A 15,730-nucleotide genomic window follows, 5' to 3' on the forward strand; every position below is an offset into this window, starting at 1 on the left:
CGTCCGCAGCGCGCGACGCGACGGACGGGCACAGCGCCCGGCGCCCGGGACATCACGCACATGCCCCGCCGCGAGCGCCCTGCCCCCGAGGGGGCCGCTCACGTACGGTTGACGCATGACGAGCATCGGTGGTGCCGCATCCGCTGGGATGATCGACTGGAACCTCGCCGTGGCGACCGCGACCCGCCTCCTGCGGCCCGGCCCCGAGATCAGCCGTGACGAGGCCCGCGCCGTCGTCGCCGAACTGCGCCGGCACGCCAAGGCCTCCGAGCAGCACGTGCGCGCGTTCACCCGCCTCGGCGGCGAGGACCTCGCCGACACACCCGTACTCGTCGTCGACCGGCCCGGCTGGGTCAAGGCCAACGTCGCCGGGTTCCGCGCCATCCTCAAGCCCCTGCTCGACAAGATGCAGGACCGCCGCACCGGCACCCCCGGCGGCGCAGTGCTCGGCGCCGTCGGCGGCAAGGTCACCGGCGTCGAACTCGGCATGCTGCTGTCCTTCCTCGCCTCCCGCGTCCTCGGCCAGTACGAGACCTTCGCCCCCGGCACCCGAGACCTCCCCGGCGCCGACAACGGCGGCGGCAGGCTCCTCCTGGTCGCCCCGAACATCGTCCACGTCGAACGCGAACTCGACGTCGACCCGCACGACTTCCGCCTCTGGGTCTGCCTGCACGAGGAGACCCACCGCACCCAGTTCACCGCCGTGCCCTGGCTGCGCGACCACCTCGAGGGCGAGATCCAGTCGTTCCTCGCCGAGACCGACGTCGACCCCGGCACCGTCCTGGAACGCATCCGCGAGGCCGCCCAGTCGCTCGCCGGAGGCCGCCCCGAGGGCGAGGAGGACGACGGAGGCCGCTCCTTCGTCGAACTCGTGCAGACCCCCGCCCAGCGCGAGATCCTCGGCCGCCTCACCGCCGTCATGTCCCTCCTCGAAGGACACGCCGACTACGTCATGGACGGCGTCGGCCCCGACGTCGTGGCCTCCGTCGCCGAGATCCGCGAGAAGTTCCAGCAGCGCCGCGCCAAGGGCGCCTCCCGCCTCGACCTCGCCCTGCGCAGGCTCCTCGGCCTCGACGCCAAACTCCGCCAGTACCGCGACGGCGAACGCTTCGTCCGGGCCGTCGTCGACGAGGTCGGCATGGACGGCTTCAACCGCGTCTGGACCTCCCCCAACACCCTCCCCACCAAGACCGAGATCGCCAAACCGGCGGACTGGATCACACGGGTGCACGGCAGGACCGACACATGACACCCCGCGCGATCGGAGCGAGGGTATTCGGCCGACGGCAGTCGAACGCCCCTCCAATCACCCGTCCGAGGGACCGTGAGGCATGGACAGGCGTGCAATGCTCGGGGAACCGCCCATTTCTGTCACCATCGACACACTCTGAGTGACCGAACTCGGGCTCACCCCCGAAAACTTCATGAAGGGAACCGGACATGGGTCCCCATCCTGCGGTCGCGGCGATACGCCTGGCGGTCCGCCGCGTCCTCCACGACATCCTCACCGACCACCACTCCACACCACCCGCGACGAGCCCCGCGCACACCCCGCCGCCGCTCGTCCTCGTCGCCTGCTCCGGCGGCGCCGACTCCATGGCGCTCGCCTCGGCCCTCGCCTTCGAAGCCCCCAGGCTCGGCATCCGGGCCGGCGGCGTCACCGTCGACCACGGCCTCCAGGACGGCTCCGACCTGCGCGCCGAGGAAGTCGTCGTGCGCCTGCGCGAACTGGGCCTCGACCCCGTCGAGTCCGCCACCGTCACCGTAGGCCGCGACGGAGGACCCGAAGCCGCCGCGCGCGACGCCCGCTACGCCGCCCTGGACGCCGCCGCCGCCCGCCACGGAGCCACCGCCGTCCTCCTCGGCCACACCCGCGACGACCAGGCCGAGACCGTCCTGCTCGGTCTCGCCCGCGGCTCCGGCATCCGCTCCCTGTCCGGCATGGCCGCGGTCTCGGGGGCCGACGGCCGCTACCGGCGCCCCTTCCTCCAGCTCGACCGCCAGACCGCCCGCAAGGCCTGCCTGGTCCAGTCGCTGCCCGTGTGGGACGACCCGCACAACACCGACCCCGCGTACACCCGCTCCCGCCTGCGCCACGAAGGCCTGCCCGCCCTGGAGAAGGCACTCGGCAAAGGCGTCGTGGAGGCCCTCGCCCGAACGGCCCAGCTCTCCCGCGACGACGCCGACGCGCTCGACGCCTGGGCGAGTCAGGCCGAGGCCGCCGTCCGTGACGCCACCGGACGCCTGGAGTGCGCCAAGCTGTACGCCCTGCCGCCCGCCGTACGCCGCCGGATCCTGCGCCGCGCCGCCATCGAGGCGGGCGCTCCGGCCGGTTCGCTCTTCGCCCGGCACATCGAGGAAGTCGACCGGCTGATCACCGGCTGGCGCGGCCAGGGAGCCATCAATCTCCCCGGCAGAGTCGTGGCCCAGCGCCAGGGTGGCAGACTGGTGATTCGGCAAGGCTGAAATCTCTCCCACGAGGGGAGACGACCCGGTCCCTCTTCACGGGAGGGACCGGACGGCCGGTGGGACGACCGAAAGTGATGCGGGTGGACGCGAAAGACATGGGTGCCGACCTCAAGCAGGTGCTCATCACCAAGGAAGAGATCGACGCGAAGCTGGCCGAGCTGGCCGCGAAGATCGACGCTGAGTACGCGGGCAAGGACCTGCTCATCGTCGGAGTCCTCAAGGGCGCCGTCATGGTCATGGCCGACCTCGCCCGAGCGCTGTCCACCCCCGTCACCATGGACTGGATGGCCGTCTCCTCCTACGGCGCGGGCACCCAGTCCTCCGGCGTCGTACGGATCCTCAAGGACCTCGACACCGACATCAAGGGCCGCCACGTCCTGATCGTCGAGGACATCATCGACTCCGGCCTGACCCTGTCGTGGCTGCTCTCCAACCTCGGCTCCCGCGAGCCCGAGACGCTGAAGGTGTGCACCCTGCTGCGCAAGCCCGACGCGGCCAAGGTCGCCATCGACGTCGAATGGGTCGGCTTCGACATCCCCAACGAGTTCGTCGTCGGCTACGGCCTCGACTACGCCGAGAAGTACCGCAACCTCCCGTTCGTCGGTACGCTCGCGCCCCACGTCTACGGCGGCTGACCCGAAGGGCCCAGTGCCGTACGAAGATCGGGAACCCCGGCGGGTGTCGCGCCGTTGGAGCATGCAGACGGGTTCCCCGCCAGTCCGTGCGGCTTCCGGCCGCAAAGCTGGGGTACCGTCAGAAGAACTGTCTTATCAAACTCACTATGGCAGGAGGGACGGGGCGGCACCGCTCCGTATGGATGGACGTGAAGCGATACTTCCGTGGGCCGGTCATGTGGATCGTGCTGGCCGTCCTTGCCGTGGTCGTGTTGATGCAGGTCGTCGGCTCGTCCGGGGGCTACAAGACGGTGGACACCGGCCAGGTGATCCAGGCGATCAACGAGAACAAGGTCGAGTCGGCCAAGCTGACGACAGGTGACGAGCAGACCATCAAGGTCGAGCTCAAGGACGGCGTAAAGGTCGAGGACAGCTCCAAGATCCAGGCGAGCTACATCGGCGACCAGGGCGTGACCATCGCCGGCACGCTCCAGCAGAAGTTCCAGGAGAAGCAGATCCCGGACGGGTACACCGTCTCGCCGTCGAAGCAGAACCCCATCGTGGGCATCCTGCTCTCGCTGCTTCCCTTCGTCCTCATCGTGGTCGTCTTCCTGTTCCTGATGAATCAGATGCAGGGCGGCGGCTCCCGGGTGATGAACTTCGGCAAGTCGAAGGCCAAGCTCATCACCAAGGACACCCCCAAGACCACCTTCGCCGACGTCGCGGGCTCGGACGAGGCCGTCGAGGAACTCCACGAGATCAAGGAGTTCCTCCAGGAACCGGCCAAGTTCCAGGCCGTCGGCGCCAAGATCCCCAAGGGCGTGCTGCTGTACGGCCCGCCCGGCACCGGCAAGACCCTCCTCGCGCGCGCCGTCGCCGGCGAGGCGGGCGTGCCGTTCTACTCGATCTCGGGTTCCGACTTCGTCGAGATGTTCGTCGGTGTCGGTGCCTCCCGAGTCCGTGACCTGTTCGAACAGGCCAAGGCGAACGCCCCGGCCATCGTCTTCGTCGACGAGATCGACGCGGTCGGCCGCCACCGCGGCGCCGGCCTCGGCGGCGGTCACGACGAGCGCGAGCAGACCCTGAACCAGCTGCTCGTCGAGATGGACGGCTTCGACGTGAAGGGCGGCGTCATCCTGATCGCCGCCACCAACCGCCCCGACATCCTCGACCCGGCCCTCCTGCGCCCCGGCCGCTTCGACCGCCAGATCGCGGTCGACCGCCCGGACATGCAGGGCCGCCTGGAGATCCTCAAGGTCCACCAGAAGGGCAAGCCGGTCGCTCCGGACGTCGACCTCTCGGCCGTCGCCCGCCGCACCCCCGGCTTCACGGGTGCCGATCTCTCCAACGTGCTGAACGAGGCCGCGCTGCTCACGGCCCGCTCGGACAAGAAGCTGATCGACAACCACATGCTGGACGAGGCGATCGACCGTGTGGTCGCGGGCCCGCAGAAGCGGACCCGGATCATGTCGGACAAGGAGAAGAAGATCACCGCGTACCACGAGGGCGGTCACGCCCTGGTCGCGGCGGCCTCGCCGAACTCCGACCCGGTCCACAAGATCACCATCCTCAGCCGCGGCCGCGCGCTGGGCTACACGATGGTCCTGCCGGACGAGGACAAGTACTCCACGACCCGCAACGAGATGCTGGACCAGCTGGCCTACATGCTGGGCGGCCGTGCGGCCGAGGAGCTCGTCTTCCACGACCCGACCACGGGCGCGGCGAACGACATCGAGAAGGCCACCGCCACCGCCCGCGCGATGGTCACCCAGTACGGCATGACCGAGCGACTCGGCGCCATCAAGTTCGGCGGCGACAACACCGAGCCGTTCCTCGGCCGTGAGATGGCCCACCAGCGCGACTACTCGGAAGAGGTCGCCGCCCTGGTGGACGAGGAAGTCAAGAAGCTCATCGAGAACGCGCACAACGAGGCCTGGGAGATCCTGGTCGAGAACCGCGACGTCCTCGACAACCTGGTCCTCCAGCTGCTGGAGAAGGAGACGCTGGGCAAGGAGGAGATCGCCGAGATCTTCTCCGCCATCGTCAAGCGCCCGGCGCGACCTGCCTGGACCGGTTCCTCCCGCCGCACGCCGTCCACCCGCCCGCCGGTGCTCTCCCCCAAGGAGCTCGCACTGACCAACGGTGCCAACGGCGCGACCCCGGCGATCAGCACCGCCAAGTCCACGGCGACGGAGCCCACCCCGGTGGCCGAACCGGTCACCGAGGACCGCCCCGAGAGCTGACCCCTCCGGCCCCGGTGACCCCACCGGGCCCGGAATGGATGCCGCGCCCCCCTGGTTCTAGCCTGGGGGGCGCGGCATTTCCGTATGCCCGCATGTGAGACGCGTGATCCGGACGCGACAGTTATTCAGGAACGAGGCACGAGATGACCGACCCCGTGACGCTGGACGGCGAGGGCCCCATCGGCGAGTTCGACGAGAAGCGCGCCGAGAACGCCGTACGCGAGCTCCTGATCGCGGTCGGCGAGGACCCGGACCGCGAGGGCCTGAAGGAGACACCGGGCCGGGTGGCGCGGGCCTACAAGGAGATATTCGCGGGGCTGTGGCAGAAGCCGGAGGACGTGCTCACCACGACGTTCGACCTGGGACACGACGAGATGATCCTGGTGAAGGACATCGAGGTGTACAGCACGTGTGAACATCATCTGGTGCCGTTCAGGGGCGTCGCCCATGTCGGCTACATCCCCGCCACTTCAGGGAAGATCACGGGGCTGTCGAAGCTGGCCCGGCTGGTGGACGTCTACGCCCGCCGGCCGCAGGTGCAGGAACGACTCACCACGCAGATCGCGGACTCCCTCATGGACATCCTGGAGCCGCGCGGTGTGATCGTCGTCGTCGAGTGCGAGCACATGTGCATGTCGATGCGCGGTATCCGCAAGCCGGGCGCCAAGACCCTCACCTCGGCGGTGCGCGGCCAGCTGCGGGACGCGGCGACCCGCAACGAGGCGATGAGCCTGATCATGGCCCGCTGAGCTCCTGGAGCCCGCCGAGGGCTCTCAGGCGGTGGTGCCCTTCGGGCGGCCCGGTGACGCTCAGGCCGCCGGGGCTGCGCCTGTGCCGTTGTGGTTGTCGTCGTCCTCGGGGAGTTTGCAGACTCGTTCCAGGAAGAGGGCGGACGCTATGACGGCGATTCCGGCGGCGACGGAGAAGGCGGCGTAGATGGCCTGGTCGCGGCGGGCCGGGATGTCGAGGTACTCCAGGAGGAAGACGCCGGTGCCGCCGTACATGCCGGCGACGAGGGCGGCCACCAGGGCGCTGGCCTGGCCGAAGACGACGGCGCGGGCGGCCATCAGGGGGTCGACGCCCTTGGCGCCCGGGCGGCGTTCGCGCTGGGCCTTGAGGCGGGCGCGCAGGGACAGGGCCGTGGCGAGCAGGATCACGGCGATCACGGCCAGCACGATGGGTGCGGCCAGGGGGACGCTGGGGAGGGTTCCGACCGAGTTCCACAGGCGGGCGCCCGCCCAGGACAGGATTCCGGCGACGATGAACACGCCTGCCAGCACCCTGATGCGCAGCTCTCTCACGGTGTTCCTTCAGCTCCCCCGGACGTGGTGGTCGTGTCGACCTTAACGACTACTCGGGCAGCCGGAGTTCCAGGTCCTTGCGCGGCGCGACGCCTTCGCGGGTGATCGCGTCCAGGAGCGCGGCGACGGCTCCGCGGCCGGGCAGTTCGGCGGCGGGGTCGACGTCGTGCCAGGGGGCGAGGACGAAGGCGCGTTCGTGGGCGCGGGGGTGGGGCAGGGTGAGCACGGGGTCGTCGGAGACGACGTCGGCGTAGGCGACGATGTCGACGTCGAGGGTGCGGGCGCCCCAGCGTTCGTCGCGTACGCGGTGGAAAGCCTCCTCGACCGCGTGGGCGCGCTCCAGCAGGGAGGACGGGGGCAGGGTGGTCTTGAGGATCACGACCGCGTTGAAGTACGAGGGCTGGCTGCCGGGCTCGACGCCCCAGGGCTCGGTCTCGTAGACGGGGGAGACGGCTTTCACACGGACGCCGGGGGTGTCCTCGAACGCGTCGACGGCGCCCTGGAGGGTCTCCAGGCGGTTGCCGAGGTTGGAGCCGAGGGAGAGCACGGCGCGGCGGGGGTTGTGGAGGGTGGTGTCGGCGGCGTCGACCTTCTCCACGACGGAGGCGGGCACCGGCTGTACGGTCGGGTCGCTGGGACCCTCGGTGAACGAGGTGCTCATGCTCGGCTCCGGATGATGGTGACGGTCACGTCGTCGAAGGGGACCGTGATCGGCGCGTCCGGTTTGTGGACGCAGACCTCGACCTCCCGCACCCCGTCGTGCTTCAGACAGGTCTGGGCGATGTGCTCGGCGAGGGTCTCGATGAGGTTGACCGGTTCGCCCTCGACGACGGCGACGACCTCCTCGGCCACGATGCCGTAGTGCACGGTCTTCGCCAGGTCGTCGTCGGCCGCGGCCGGTCGGGTGTCCAGGCCGAGCACGAGGTCCACGATGAAGGTCTGGCCCTCCTCGCGTTCCTTGGGGAAGACACCGTGGTGGCCCCGGGCCCTGAGGCCGCGCAGCGCGACACGATCCACGCGAATCACTCCTGCAATCGTCGGTGAGAGCCGGTCCGTGCCGCGTGCGGGCGGCAGTCCGGCCTCGAACGAATCTACCTGCGGGCACTGACAGCGCCGGGCCACGGGTCGTGGATCCGGGCCGGGGCCAGGAGTGTTCAGCGGGTGTTTCCCCTGGGGAACCCGGCGCCTCACGGGTCGGAAGCCGCCCCTACCCCGGCTGCAGCTGGTCCAATCCTTGTTCGTCCCTGTGGGTGGGCGCCGTGTCGCGTCCTGTGAGGACGCCTACCCCGTCATTCGGGTGTGTCCTCGTCTTCTTCGCCGTCTTTCTCGGCGAGGACGGGGGAGGCGTGATGGGACCAGAGCTTCCAGCCGTCCGTGGTGCGCCGGAAGACGTTGGTGGCGACCACGAGCTGGCCGACGAGGGGGCCGAGTTCGCCGCCGGCCTCGGGTGCGGGGCCGCCGCTGAGGATGTTCTCCGTGCAGGTCAGCAGGGCAGTGTCGCCGGTGACGGAGACATGGACGTCGGTCAGGAAGAACTGGATGTACTCGGTGTTCGCCATGATCAGGGCGTACGACCTGAGGACCTCGGCGCGGCCGGTGAGGACGGGCCAGCCGGGGTGGATGCAGGAGACGACGCCGGTGTCGGCCGGGTCGTGGTACTCCTCGTCGACGCCGAGGTCGGAGGGGGTGAGCCAGAGCGAGGACAGCTCCTCGAAGTCGCCGCGCTCCAGTGCCTCGTAGAAGGCGGTGTTGGCGGCTTCGACCTCTTCGACGTCGGTGTGAGGGGCGCTCACCGGGCTCCTTCGTGGGGCTGCGCGCCGGGCGCGCGGTCGGGTGTGTGCGGGGGGCGCTCGAAGTCCGGGACCGGCGCGTCCGTCTGGGCGCGCGCCCCTTCCACGGCGCGGGCGACCCGTACGGCGTCCGCCGAGGCGCGGACCTCGTGCACGCGGACGGCCCAGGCGCCGGACTGTGCGGCGAGCGCGGTGACGGCGGCGGTGGCGGCGTCGCGCTCACGCGCGGGCGGCGGGGCGGCCTCGGGGCCGGCGAGGACGCGGCCGAGGAAGCGCTTGCGGGAGGCGGCGACGAGCAGCGGGTGGCCGAGGGCGTGCAGGCGGTCCAGGTGGGCGAGGAGGGCGAGGTCGTGCTCTGCCTCCTTGGAGAAGCCGAGGCCCGGGTCGACGACGATCCGGTCCGGGGCGATACCGCCGTCGAGGACGGCCTGTACGCGCGCGTGCAGCTCGTCGACGACCTCGCCGACGACATCGGCGTAGGCGCCCTGGACGTTGGTGCCCTGGAGGAAGCCGCGCCAGTGCATGACGACGAAGGGGGCGCCGGCCTCGGCGACGGCGGGGACCATGCCGGGGTCGGCGAGGCCGCCGCTGACGTCGTTGACGACCGCCGCTCCGGCGGCGAGGGCCCGGGCGGCGACGGAGGCGCGCATGGTGTCGACGGAGACGACGACGCCTTCGGAGGAGAGCCCGCGGACCACGGGGACGACGCGCCGCAGTTCCTCGTCCTCGTCCACGCGGGTGGCGCCGGGGCGGGTGGACTCGCCGCCGACGTCGATCAGGTCGGCGCCCTGGGCGACGAGTTCGAGGCCGTGCTTGATGGCGGCGGTGGTGTCGAACCAGCGGCCGCCGTCGGAGAAGGAGTCGGGGGTGACGTTGACGACTCCCATGACCGCGCAGCGGTCCCAGTCCGGAAGGCCCGCGACGATCCCGCGTCCGCTCTGCTTGCTCATATGGTCAGCGTAGGCCCCGCGCGGGCCGTGAACGGCGTGCGGCCCGGTGCGTGCCCGGGGGTGGAGAGGGCGGCGTCGGGGGCCGACGGGTCCCCGGCCCCCGGGCGTGGTCCGCCGAGGGGGACGGGGCGGTGGCGTCAGGCGGTCGCCGTCGGCGGGGTGGCCGGTCTGCCGAGCGCGAGGGCGAAGCCGCGCTCGGTGTCGGTGCCGCGCTGGTCCTCGGTGCCGCGCCGGTCCTCGGAGCCACGCCGGTCCTCGGCGGCGCGGCGGACGCGGTCCGGACCGGTGTCGCCGAGGTCACGGACACGACGTACCCGGGTTGCGCAGCCGGTCCGCCCGGCCGTCCGGCGTACGTCGCGCACCGGGCGGCCGGCGAGGGAGAAATCCGCGGTGTCCACCACCGCCTCGTCGCCGGGTTCGAGGACGTCCAGGCCGGTCTCCCGGGTCCACACCCGGCGGCCGGTATCGGAGCAGCCCATGACGGCGGGGGTCCAGGAGTGGGCGCGGGCCTCGTCCATGAAGCGTTCGATGGCGCCGGGCCATGCCTCGGCGTCGCCGACGGGGTCGCCGTCGGCGAGCATGACGCCGGAGACGACGCGGTAGGTGACGGCGGCCTTGCCGCTGGGGGAGAAGACGACGGCCGTGTCGCGGCACAGGGCGCGGTGGCCGAGCGCGACGCGACCGCCGTGCCGCTCCAGCAGGGCGCGCAGCCGGGTCTCGTCCTCGGGGGTGAGACGGGTGCCGGCGTGGCGGGGGCGCAGGGCGAGGTGGAGCGTGGTGAGGGCGGTGAGCAGGCCGAGAGCGCCGAGGGAGAGGGCGACCGTCCAGGAGGCGGTGCCGCGGTAGCCGACCGGGCCGTCGAGGCCGAGCAGCCCGTACAGGACGTGGCTGAGCCGGTCGGCCAGGCTGGGGTCGCCGATCGTGGCGCCCGGGTGGGCGCTGACCACGACCAGGCCGAGGGCGAGCGAGAAGGCGCCCATGAGAACGAAGTGGGCGAGCGCCCGCGGGCGGTCGCGCGGGTCGGGCGGGGCGGCGAACCGGTCGCGGTGGCGCAGCAGCGGCCAGAGCAGTCCCAGCGGGACGAGCAGGCCGAGGACGGAGCCGCGGTGGGCGAACTGGGCGAGGGCGCCGATCGGCAGCAGGGCGACGGTGGCGCGCCAGGCCGGGCGCCGGCCGCGTTCGAGGCCGTGGGTGAGCAGGAGCAGCAGGACGCCCGCGCTGAGCGAGAGGGCAGCCGCGAACGGGCCGACGGCGCTCGGCAGTACGTCGGGGAGGGTGTGGATTCGGCTGTATCGGAAGCGGGGGAAAACGCCCGCCGCGATGTCCAGCAGGCCCACCAGGACACCCGCGCGGGCGGCGAGGACGGGGACGGACTCGGGGCGGGGACCGCCGGGCAGGTGCCGTGTGCGGAAGGGCGGGGCCGTGTCGGTGCCCGGCATGTCCTGTTCTTCCCTGGCAGTCATCGCTTCCCGTGGTTCCGCGAGAGGGCTCGGTACCGGTGCCGATCCGGGCATCCGCCGACATTGCGCCCTCTAGGACGACGAGTTCGACACGGAGGTTCACTCGCTGTAGGCGCCGGGCGCAACGGGGCCGACGGTGCCCGTGGGGCGGCGTGAATTCCTGATGCGCTGTGAAGGCCAGGGCATGGCCGAGTTTTTGTGACCCAAGGCACCATGACGTGCCTACGCGCGGTAAGTTTCTGGCCATGCCACGTGGACGTCACCGCCATTCCCCGCCTCTGCACAGGCTGCTGCCTCCGTCGGCGATCGCAGGCGTGTCCGCTGTCTGCGCTCTCGGCCCCTGGGTGTTCACGGAAGCGGTACTGCTGCGCGGTCTCGCCGCGGTCGCCGCGGTCACCGCGGTCACCAGTGCCGTCGTCATGCGCCGTTGGGACACGCAGGCGGGCAAGCAGGTCGCCGACCTCACGCGCGCGCGTGCGAGCGACGACTGGCGCCACGAGGAACGGGTCGCCGAACTGGAGTCCGACCTGGACGAGTCGCGCGAGCTGCGCGGCAAGCTGGAGCAGCGGCTGCGGGCGAAGCGGGCGGAACTGGCGAAGCTGCGCAACGAGCACGCGTCGCTGCTGCGCCGGTACGCCACCGCGGAGACCGAGCGGGCCACGGCCCTGGAGGGCCGCCGCCTGCTGGAGATAGAGGCGACCACCCCGGCGCGTGCCGCGCTGCCGCCCGCGCCGGTGCCGCGCCAGGCCGAGCCCGAGCGGAGCGAGGCCGCGGGGGAGCGGGCAGAGGCCGCGGAGGAGCGGACCGAGCCCGTCGAGGAGCGGACCGATGCCGCCGAGGCGGAGCACGCGCGCGAGGACGAGCACGCGCGCGAGGACGAGGCGAAGACCCTCGCGGTGTTCTCCCCCGAGGGCTCCCGGCTGTTCCTGCGGGCGAACGCGGCCCTGGACCGCCTGACCGAGGACCCCGTGGAGGAGCCCGCGGGCAAGGCCGGCGTCACCACCGCCGAGAAGCCGGAGACCCCCGGGAACCCCGAAGGGCCCGACGGTCCCGGCGGGCCCGGTGAGCGCCCCGCCGACGAGGCATCGGAGGACGAGGCGCAGGGGAAGTCCGAGGCGGCCGACGAGCACGAGCGCGCGGCCGCCGCCCCCGAGACCACCGAGCAGCCGGAGCCCGCTTCCACGCAGGAGCACTCGGCCGCTTCCGTGCAGGAGGACTCCGCCGCTTCGACGGAAGAGCACTCCGCCGAGGACGCCCCCGAGACCCCCGCCGCCGCCGACGCTCCCGCCGCCCGCTCGGCCGGGATGCTCCCCGCGCCCCGGCCGGCCGCCGCGCTGCCCGTGCGGCAGACCCGCGGGCACTTCACCGTCCCGACCGCCGTGGCCGTCGTCCCGGGGGCTCCCGCCCGACGCCAGGCGGTGCAGGGCGGATTCGACTTCTTCGGCACGCAGAAGTCCGAGTCCGCGGCGCTGGAGGCCGTGCAGAACGAGGACCTCGCCGACGTCGTCGGCCAGGAGGCTCTGGACCTGCACAAGGCCGAGGCCGAGGCACGGTTCAGGCCCGCCGACGAGAGCACCAGGGCCGTCGGCCAGGTGATCGACCTGACGGCGCACGACGAGACCGAGCAGATCGACGTCCAGCGACTGCGCAGCGCGGTCTCCTGACGCCGCCTCACGACACGCGAAGGGCGCCCCGCATCGGCGGGGCGCCCTTCGCGCGTTCCTGGCGCCCTTCCCGCCCCGGCGCCGCAGCGCCTTCGGGCCGCCGCGCCTTCGTGTTCCGGCCCAGGACGCCATCCGGCGTTCCGGCCTAGGACGCCATCCAGCGGTCGGGCCCCGCGACCCGGCGGCCGGTCCGGGACCGCTCCGCCTGCGCGTGCAGCAGCAGTTCGGCCTCCCGTGCGTCCCGCAGCCGAGCCGGGACGCTTTTGTCGGCCCCGGTGTCCACGTGTACGTCGGCGAGCCGCCACAGGCGCTGCCAGGGCCCCTGGGTGAGCCGTACGCTCTGCACCTTCGCGTGCGGGACGAGGGCGAGGCTGCGGCGCAGCAGCCCGTGCCGGGCGGCGAACACCGTGTCGGTGACCAGGAGTCCGTGTCCGCGCCACCACAGCGGCACGCACCGGCCCGCGCGGCGCGGCGGCCGCGACAGCGCCGCGTACGGCGGCACGGTCACTCCGGGCAGCACGCGGGCGACGAGCGGCTCGGCGATCTCGCGCGGGGCGACCGGCAGCAGCACGGAGTTGGAGGACCCGGCCACGTCCAGCTCCACGCGCACCCAGCCGCGGCGGCGCCACAGCAGCGGCTCGACGATCCGTACGGTCTGCACGCGGCCCGGCGGCACCGTCTCGTGGCTGCGGTCCAGCAGCCCGCGGTCGATGCGCAGCCCGTCCGGGGACTCGGCGAGCGTCCAGTCGTAGTCGGCGACGAACCGTCCCACGCTGCTCGCGCCCGCCGCGCCCAGCAGCGGCAGCGCGGTCGCCAGGACCGTCCACACGTTGTGGGTGGCCAGCCACAGCAGCGGCGGCACGACGAGCGCGGCGATCAGGGCGCCCCAGGTCGCGCCGGTCAGCAGCAGCGAGACCGCGAGCACTCCTGGGGGCGTGCGCAGCAGTTCGCGCGCCGGTGCCTCGCCGACCTCGTGCGCCGTCTCGGGCGCGAACCCGGCGGCGCGCGCGAGCAGTTCCGCGCGCAGGGCACGCGCGTCGCGCTCTCCGAGAAAGGCCAGTTCGTCCTTCTTGTCGGCGCCCACGACGTCGAGTCTGAGTTTCGCCACGCCCGCGATCCGGGCGAGCAGCGGCCGGGTCACGTCGATGGCCTGGATGCGTTCCAGCCGGATGTGCGCGGTGCGCCGGAAGACCAGTCCTGTCCGGATGCGCAGCTCGCTGTCGGTGACCGCGAAGTGTGTGTACCACCAGGTCAGGAAGCCGTAGAGGGAAGCCGCGGGGATGACCACGGCGAGCGCGATCAGCAGCGTGGTGGTGGTCAGCCGCTCCAGCTGGCGCTGCGCCTGGCCCGGGTCGTGCACGGCCCAGCCGACGATCACGGCGATCGGCGCCCAGGCCCGCCGCAGTGGTGTGACGGGGTGCAGCCGCCGCTCGCCGAGGGCCGCCCCGGGGGCGGCGACGGCTGCCTCGGGGTGGGTGTCGCGTTCGGTTCCGTGCTGCTGCCGCCGCGCGCCCTCCTCGGCGCCCGGCGCGGTCACAGCCCCGCCGATCGGGCCTCGCCCAGCTCGGTGAGCCGGTCCCGCAGCCGTTCCGCCTCGGCCGGGTCGAGGCCGGGGATGGTGGCGTCGGTCGCGGCGGCCGCGGTGTGCAGCTGGACGCTGGCCAGCCCGAAGTGCCGTTCGACGGGCCCGGAGGTCACCTCGACCAGTTGCATACGGCCGTACGGGACCACCGTGACCTTGCGCCACATCACTCCCCGGCTGATCAGCAGGTCGTCGGCGCGCTCGGCGTAGCGCCAGGACCGCCAGTTGCGGCCGGTCAGCACCCAGCCCCAGACCAGGAGTGCCAGCGGGAGCAGGGCGAACGCCGCCCAGGGCGGTCCGGCGGCCAGGCCCAGCAGCAGGCCCAGGCCCAGGCCCAGGATTCCCAGCCACACCACCAGCAGCAGGCGCCGCATCCGCAGCAGTCCCGGCGGCAGCGCGGTCCACACCGGCTCGGCCTCGCGCGGCTGTGTGTCTTCCCGGCTCCCCGTCTCCATACGGCCAGCCTACGTAGGAGAGACTGTGTCCATGACTCCTCAGACGGAGACCATGGTCGGAATCGGCGGCGCCGCGGAGAGCACCGACATGGTGCTCAACATCGGCCCCCAGCACCCGTCGACGCATGGTGTGCTGCGGCTCAAGCTCGTCCTGGACGGTGAGCGCATCACGAGCGCGGAGCCGGTGATCGGCTATATGCACCGGGGCGCGGAGAAGCTGTTCGAGGCGCGCGACTACCGCCAGATCATCATGCTCGCCAACCGCCACGACTGGCTGTCGGCGTTCTCCAACGAGCTGGGCGTCGTCCTCGCGGTGGAGCGGATGCTCGGCATGGAGGTGCCCGAGCGCGCGGTGTGGACCCGTACCCTGCTGGCGGAGCTGAACCGGGTGCTCAACCACCTGATGTTCCTCGGCTCCTACCCGCTCGAGCTGGGCGGCATCACGCCGGTCTTCTACGCGTTCCGGGAGCGCGAGGTCCTCCAGAACGTCATGGAGGAGGTCTCCGGCGGGCGGATGCACTACATGTTCAACCGCGTCGGCGGCCTGAAGGAGGACCTGCCCGCGGGCTGGGCCACCCGCGCGCGCGGCGCGGTCGCCGCCGTGCGCTCGCGCATGGACGTCTTCGACGACCTGGTCCTCGGCAACGAGATCTTCCGGGGGCGCACGCGAGGCGTCGGCGAGCTCACCCCGCAGGCCGTGCACGCCTACGGCGTCAGCGGTCCGATCGCACGCGCCTCCGGCGTCGACTTCGACCTGCGCCGCGACGAGCCGTATCTGGCGTACGGCGAGCTCCAGGACACCCTGAAGGTGGTCACCCGTGAGGAGGGCGACTGCCTCGCCCGCTTCGAGTGCCTGCTGGCGCAGACCCACAACGCCCTCGACCTGGCGGACGCCTGTCTGGACCGGCTCGCCCAGCTGGCGCCCGGCCCGATCAACCAGCGGCTGCCGAAGGTCCTGAAGGCGCCCGAGGGGCACACCTACGCCTGGACCGAGAACCCGCTCGGCATCAACGGCTACTACCTCGTCAGCAAGGGCGAGAAGACGCCGTACCGGCTGAAGCTGCGCTCGGCCTCGTACAACAACATCCAGGTGCTGACCGAGCTGCTGCCGGGCACGCTGGTGGCGGACATGGTGGCGATCCTGGGGTCGATGTTCTTCGTGGTCGGGGACATCGACAAGTAGGCCCTACGGGTCGGTGGTG

14 protein-coding genes and 1 pseudogene are annotated in these 15,730 nt (G+C 72.1%); 7 read left to right on the forward strand and 8 right to left on the reverse strand.

Annotation, left to right across the window (positions count from 1 at the left end; all coding sequences use genetic code 11):
• The first annotated feature begins 115 nt into the window (after positions 1-115).
• From ACZ6SQ_RS18565 to folE, 5 genes are all read left to right on the forward strand, one after another.
• Positions 116-1,249: a zinc-dependent metalloprotease gene (locus ACZ6SQ_RS18565; RefSeq protein WP_469563010.1), complete on the forward strand. Its 1,134-nt coding sequence runs from the start codon at positions 116-118 to the stop codon at positions 1,247-1,249.
• A 191-nt stretch (positions 1,250-1,440) separates the two neighbouring features.
• Positions 1,441-2,466 (forward strand): tRNA lysidine(34) synthetase TilS, encoded by a 1,026-nt coding sequence (gene tilS / locus ACZ6SQ_RS18570; RefSeq protein WP_469563012.1) that lies wholly within the window; start codon positions 1,441-1,443, stop codon positions 2,464-2,466.
• 77 nt (positions 2,467-2,543) lie between these two features.
• The gene (gene hpt / locus ACZ6SQ_RS18575; RefSeq protein ID WP_386384296.1) at positions 2,544-3,104 is read left to right on the forward strand and encodes a hypoxanthine phosphoribosyltransferase; all 561 of its coding nucleotides are present in this window, start codon (positions 2,544-2,546) and stop codon (positions 3,102-3,104) included.
• A gap of 182 nt (positions 3,105-3,286) precedes the next feature.
• A complete protein-coding gene (ftsH, locus tag ACZ6SQ_RS18580) occupies positions 3,287-5,326 on the forward strand; it encodes an ATP-dependent zinc metalloprotease FtsH (protein WP_469563014.1) in 2,040 nt (679 codons plus the stop codon).
• A gap of 143 nt (positions 5,327-5,469) precedes the next feature.
• Positions 5,470-6,075: a GTP cyclohydrolase I FolE gene (gene folE, locus ACZ6SQ_RS18585; protein ID WP_469563016.1), complete on the forward strand. Its 606-nt coding sequence runs from the start codon at positions 5,470-5,472 to the stop codon at positions 6,073-6,075.
• 60 nt (positions 6,076-6,135) lie between these two features.
• Here folE and ACZ6SQ_RS18590 read toward each other — a convergent pair whose 3' ends face one another.
• From ACZ6SQ_RS18590 to ACZ6SQ_RS18615, 6 genes and pseudogenes are all read right to left on the reverse strand, one after another.
• Complete coding sequence (locus ACZ6SQ_RS18590; protein WP_386384254.1) at positions 6,136-6,627, reverse strand: DUF3180 domain-containing protein; 492 nt, start codon at positions 6,625-6,627, stop codon at positions 6,136-6,138.
• A gap of 49 nt (positions 6,628-6,676) precedes the next feature.
• The gene (folK, locus tag ACZ6SQ_RS18595; RefSeq protein WP_469563017.1) at positions 6,677-7,288 is read right to left on the reverse strand and encodes a 2-amino-4-hydroxy-6-hydroxymethyldihydropteridine diphosphokinase; all 612 of its coding nucleotides are present in this window, start codon (positions 7,286-7,288) and stop codon (positions 6,677-6,679) included.
• Positions 7,285-7,644 carry a dihydroneopterin aldolase gene (gene folB / locus ACZ6SQ_RS18600; protein WP_386384258.1) on the reverse strand — a complete coding sequence of 120 codons (360 nt, stop codon included), beginning with the start codon at positions 7,642-7,644 and terminating at the stop codon, positions 7,285-7,287. The genes folK and folB overlap by 4 nt, the downstream gene beginning before the upstream one ends.
• A gap of 272 nt (positions 7,645-7,916) precedes the next feature.
• Entirely contained in the window at positions 7,917-8,420 is a 504-nt protein-coding gene (locus tag ACZ6SQ_RS18605) for a nuclear transport factor 2 family protein (RefSeq protein WP_469563019.1), read from the reverse strand.
• A complete protein-coding gene (folP, locus tag ACZ6SQ_RS18610; RefSeq protein WP_469563125.1) occupies positions 8,417-9,367 on the reverse strand; it encodes a dihydropteroate synthase in 951 nt (316 codons plus the stop codon). Before folP ends, ACZ6SQ_RS18605 begins: the two co-directional genes overlap by 4 nt.
• Before the next feature lie 138 nt (positions 9,368-9,505).
• Positions 9,506-10,806: pseudogene (locus ACZ6SQ_RS18615) on the reverse strand (phosphatidylglycerol lysyltransferase domain-containing protein); the annotation flags it as partial.
• Positions 10,807-11,072: 266 nt separating this feature from the next.
• On the opposite strand from ACZ6SQ_RS18615, the gene ACZ6SQ_RS18620 reads away from it, so the two are divergent.
• Positions 11,073-12,491, forward strand: a complete 1,419-nt coding sequence (locus ACZ6SQ_RS18620) for a coiled-coil domain-containing protein (protein ID WP_469563020.1) — start codon at positions 11,073-11,075, stop codon at positions 12,489-12,491.
• 145 nt (positions 12,492-12,636) lie between these two features.
• Here ACZ6SQ_RS18620 and ACZ6SQ_RS18625 read toward each other — a convergent pair whose 3' ends face one another.
• Both ACZ6SQ_RS18625 and ACZ6SQ_RS18630 read right to left on the reverse strand, forming a co-directional pair.
• Positions 12,637-13,914, reverse strand: coding sequence for a PH domain-containing protein (locus ACZ6SQ_RS18625; RefSeq protein ID WP_469563127.1), 1,278 nt, complete (start codon positions 13,912-13,914; stop codon positions 12,637-12,639).
• A 110-nt stretch (positions 13,915-14,024) separates the two neighbouring features.
• Positions 14,025-14,528, reverse strand: a complete 504-nt coding sequence (locus ACZ6SQ_RS18630; RefSeq protein WP_469563023.1) for a PH domain-containing protein — start codon at positions 14,526-14,528, stop codon at positions 14,025-14,027.
• Between the two features lie 31 nt (positions 14,529-14,559).
• Here ACZ6SQ_RS18630 and ACZ6SQ_RS18635 point away from each other — a divergent pair, with 31 nt between their 5' ends.
• Positions 14,560-15,711 carry an NADH-quinone oxidoreductase subunit D gene (locus tag ACZ6SQ_RS18635; RefSeq protein ID WP_469563025.1) on the forward strand — a complete coding sequence of 384 codons (1,152 nt, stop codon included), beginning with the start codon at positions 14,560-14,562 and terminating at the stop codon, positions 15,709-15,711.
• The last annotated feature ends 19 nt before the right edge of the window (positions 15,712-15,730 follow it).

The sequence above is a fragment of the Streptomyces sp. NPDC048600 genome, from assembly GCF_055587025.1.